We start from the raw sequence: 4,573 nt of genomic DNA on the forward strand, positions 1-4,573 counted from the left end.
AATTACCGGCGTTCCCTATCTTGCTGAAGTAAAGTTGCAGCAGGGAAAGATCATCGCAGAGGCCGAATCTCCTTTTCTAAAGGGGGCTGCTTCAAAGAGTACTCCGCGGATATACCTTGAACAAGGCTCGCAACTATTTACTGCTCAGCATACTAAACAGGCACCAGTATCAAAGGCCACTAGTACGGATATTCCAGCCTCGGGGACAGGTCCCTCATTGAATATGGATATCGCAGATTCAACCGGCAGGATGATACCAGTCTTTACAGCAGGTATTTCTGCTTGGATGCACAAAAATGCTTCACTGCCTGCTTCCCCTGATTATGATGACAGCAGCTGGCTGAGTGCTGAGAACCCCTTACAGATGGGTGCCGATCAGGATCTTACTGCCGATGCCTGGTACCGCAGCAGATTTTCAATCCCGGAATCCGGTAAATATTCTATACAGGCTGAGGGTGGCGACAGAGGGACAATCTTTGTTGACGGCAGGCAGACAGCAAAATGGAAAATCAAAACGGGAGAGGTGTCTTTAAACCTTGATAAAGGGGAACATAGCCTCGCAATTTTTACGGCACATAACGGCCGGGACAAGATGGCCGCTTACCTTGGCCCGATCGGGAATATTGATAAAAAAGGCCTGGATGGTAAGGTAAGCATAAGAAAAGGCGGGCCATTTTATCATACATTGGACAACTGGTATTTTCTCAAAGCCAACAATGTGGAGGCGTTAAAATCTGCTGTGCCTGTACTGGATACACTGCAGTGGAGCAAGTATAAGGTTGGTGCTGATGCATTTAATCTCAGAGAAGGTTATGGCTGGTTTGCAACAGTCATCCCTGCCCGGCAGGGCTTATCTAAAATGACAATATTATTCAGGAGTGTTGATGAAAACGCAACAGTCTTTATCAATGGCAAAGAAATGATCCGCCGTGAAGGCTGGAATATCCCGTTTGAATTTACGATAACTGATGCTGAGGTATTGAACCGGGAGATGGTTTTAACCGTATTTGTAGAGAACCATGATAAGGAAGGCGGGATTGATCAGCCTGTCAAGATCAACATCATTGGCGATGCGATGGCCATTACAGGTTGGAAAATGCGTGGAGGACCGGATGTAGGGGATGAGCTGAAAGGGCAGCCTATATGGCAGAAATACGACAGCAGTTCTGCTGATACAACTGCCGGGCCGCAGTATTACCGTGCGTCATTCACCCTGCCACAATTTAATAATACAGAACTCATCTGGCGGGTAAACCCTGATGAAATGGGCCATGGCTCAGTCTGGGTAAACGGGCATCATATCGGCCGTTATCCTGAAATAAACGGAAAGATTGGTATGTATATTCCTGAACCCTGGTTAAAGCCAGGGACCAATGAATTGCTGATCTATGAAGAAGAAGGAAAACGACCTGCTGCATTGACTATAACCGCCGAAAATGAAGCGGGCAGAAAGAAATACAAATTAATCACCAACCACATAATTATCAAATAATATGGCATTATCCAACGACCGATTTATAACACTTGATATCTTCAGGGGAATGACGATCTGTTTCATGATCATCGTAAATTCCCCTGGTTCAGGAGCCGTACAGTGGGCTCCGCTTGATCATGCGGCATGGTTTGGCTTTACGCCCACGGATCTTGTCTTTCCGTCATTCCTGTTTGCCGTAGGTAATGCCCTTAGTTTTTCAAAGAAGAAATTGGAAAGTGACGCTACATTTTTGGCTAAAATAATTAAGAGGACAGTTATTATTTTCCTGCTGGGTTTCCTGATGTACTGGTTTCCTTTCGTCCACAGGCAGGATGGGGCTTGGGTATTTAATCCCCTTGCAGATACCAGGATTATGGGTGTGCTGCAAAGGATTGCCCTCTGTTATTTTTTCGGGGCACTGATTGTACATTACTGCTCTAAAAAGGTTTCAGTACTTATCTGTATTGTCCTTTTGCTTGGGTACTGGACTTCTCTTTTGCTCTTTGGGGCAACCGGACAGGAATATACCATGCTGGGCAATGCGGGTACACGTCTGGATCTGTTTATCCTGGGCGATTCACATTTGTACCATAACCACGGAGGCCCGATAGCATTTGATCCTGAAGGATTGCTGAGTACACTGCCAAGCATTGTAAATGTAATCGGCGGCTATCTTGCAGGTGCATATATTCAACGTAAAGGAAGAAATTATGAGTCGATTGCTATGTTGCTGATATACGGTGTAATATTGATTTTTATAGCGTTATTTTGGGGACAGTTTTTTCCGATAGGAAAAAAATTATGGACCAGTCCTTTTGTGCTGCTTACGATAGGTCTCGACTTAACTATTCTTGGGCTGCTGATCTATGTGTTTGAACTTAAGAAGATGAAATGGAGTACGGAATTTTTCCTGGTACTGGGAAGAAATTCTCTCGCCATCTACCTGTTGTCGGAGCTCCTGCTGGTCAGCCTGCAGACAATATGGGTGAGCCCGGGCTTAAGTTTTTACAACTGGGTCAATGATGAATTTTTTCAACAGGTATTTCCCGGGGCCTTTGGTACTCTCGTATTTGCAGTTGGGTATATGCTGATCTGCTGGCTGGTTGGATACGTCCTGGATAAGAAAAAGATCTATATTAAAATCTAACTATCTGAAAGATCTGATGAACAGTATTTCATGTTTCTCCTTAACAGCTGCACTGGCTTTTGCTTCATTATTCTTTGATCATAATACAGCTGCTGCGCAGGAACGCAAAAGTTTTCTTCCGGAAGACCATACAAGTTATGTGGATCCTTTTATCGGAACTACAAAAAGTGCTGTGCTTACCAAATGGGGCGGCAATGGCGGCACCTATCCCGGTGCAGCAGCTCCTTCTGGTGCTGTACAGCTAAGTCCTGAAACGCGTGTAACAGGTGCCAGGGGGTATGACTATACAGATCATCAGATCTACTATTTTAGCTGCATTAAACATTACAGTGGTTTCCCGGAAGGTTCATCAGGTCATGTATTTATCATGCCGGTAAGAGCAGGCAAAGTTTTCGAAGCAGGGATAAGCAGCAGGCATTTCCGGCACGGAGATGAAGCGGCACAGCCGGGATATTACAAGGTTGTGTTTGAGGATGATCATACTATTGCTGAAGCCAGTGCATCTTTAAGAACGGGAATGTTCAGGTTCAGTTTCCCTGCGGGTGTTACCCCAAAGCTATTTGTAGGCGAGGCCGGTGAAATCAGTTTTTCCGGTAAAAGAACGTTACATGCCAGGATTGCAAATACTGTAATAAACTTTAGTGAAGACCTGCTGGAGAGAAAGCAAGTGAAGGGCGGCTATCTGCTAACTTTCAGGACAAGAGCTGCGCGAAAGAATGCAACAAAGGTGATTATCCTGACAATCAGTACATCAACTATAGATTATACTGCTGCACAACGTAATATTGATACTGAAATTGGTACGAGTACATTTGATCAGCTGAGAAAGCGTACTTCAGCCGACTGGCAGAAGCAGCTTTCGGTAGTGGACGTCAGCGATCCTGACCAGCAGAACAAAACGGTTTTTTACACTGCACTCTACCATTCACTTTTAATTCCCTGGATAATATCTGACAGCGACGGTCAGTACCGGGGAGCCGATGGGAAAGTTTACCACACCAGCGGCAAAAACCAATACGGTGGCTTTTCTCCCTGGGATACTTTCCGGACATTACATCCGCTGCTGAGCCTTTTATATCCTGAAAAACAACAGGACGTTATACTTTCCATGCTGGATATCTATAAGCAGTCGGGTCATCTGCCTACAGAATCGATGACGGGCAATCACGCTGTACCGATCATCGTAGATGCTTATTTCAAAGGTATCAAAGGATATGATCAGAATGTCGCTTACGCAGCCATGAAGAAAAATCTGCTGGAAGCTCCCTATGTGCAAAAGGATATGGAGATTTATCACCGGATGGGTTATGTCCCTTTTTCAAATGCTGAATCGGTAACGCGAACGGTAGAATACGCCTACAACGATTGGGCATTGGGGCAGTATGCAAAACTGGCCATGCATGATGATACGGTTTATAACCTGGAACAGCAGCGGGGATTAAATTACAGAAACCTCTTTCATCCCCAGAATCTCTTTATGCTTCCACGTAAACTAAATGACTTTAAGTTAGAGCCGGGAATGACTGGTTATAAGGAAGGTAACAAGTGGGTGTATTCCTGGTTTGTACCACATAATGCTAAAGATCTCGTTAACCTTATGGGTGGCAATGCAGCTTTTTCTGCAAGGCTGGATTCTGCCATGAGCAATGATGTAGTGCTTTATGATAATGAAACGGTACTGCATTTGCCTTATCTTTTTAATACGGCAGGTTATCCAGGTCTGACGCAAAAGTGGATCCGTGATATCCTGATCAACAGATTCAAGGCTACGCCTGCTGGTCTACCGGGCAATGATGATCTGGGCGCTATGTCAAGCGCCTACCTCTTCAATGCCATGGGCATCTTTCCGCTTAGCCCCGGACGCCCGCTGTATGCAATAGGTGCTCCATTGTTTCAATCAGTGAAGCTCCATCTTGCTGGTCAAAAAACTTTCACTATAGATGCCGCTGGAC

3 protein-coding genes are annotated in these 4,573 nt (G+C 45.1%); all 3 read left to right on the plus strand.

Annotated elements, in window-relative coordinates; all coding sequences use genetic code 11:
* Nucleotides 1-1,492 (plus strand): beta galactosidase jelly roll domain-containing protein (locus tag ABWY16_RS16865; RefSeq protein ID WP_353905827.1); only part of this gene is annotated, 1,492 nt, incomplete at its 5' end.
* A 1-nt stretch (nt 1,493) separates the two neighbouring features.
* A complete protein-coding gene (locus tag ABWY16_RS16870) occupies nt 1,494-2,621 on the plus strand; it encodes an acyltransferase family protein (protein WP_353905828.1) in 1,128 nt (375 codons plus the stop codon).
* Nucleotides 2,622-2,637: 16 nt separating this feature from the next.
* On the plus strand, nt 2,638-4,573 hold a 1,936-nt coding region (locus ABWY16_RS16875), incomplete at its 3' end, for a GH92 family glycosyl hydrolase (protein ID WP_353905829.1).

Source organism: Pedobacter sp. (assembly GCF_040513095.1).
GTDB lineage: Bacteria > Bacteroidota > Bacteroidia > Sphingobacteriales > Sphingobacteriaceae > Pedobacter.

Excerpts from the sequence above, each read along its gene's own strand:
- ABWY16_RS16870 (WP_353905828.1), top strand. The coding sequence starts at position 1,494 with ATGGCATTATCCAACGACCGATTTATAACACTTGATATCTTCAGGGGA.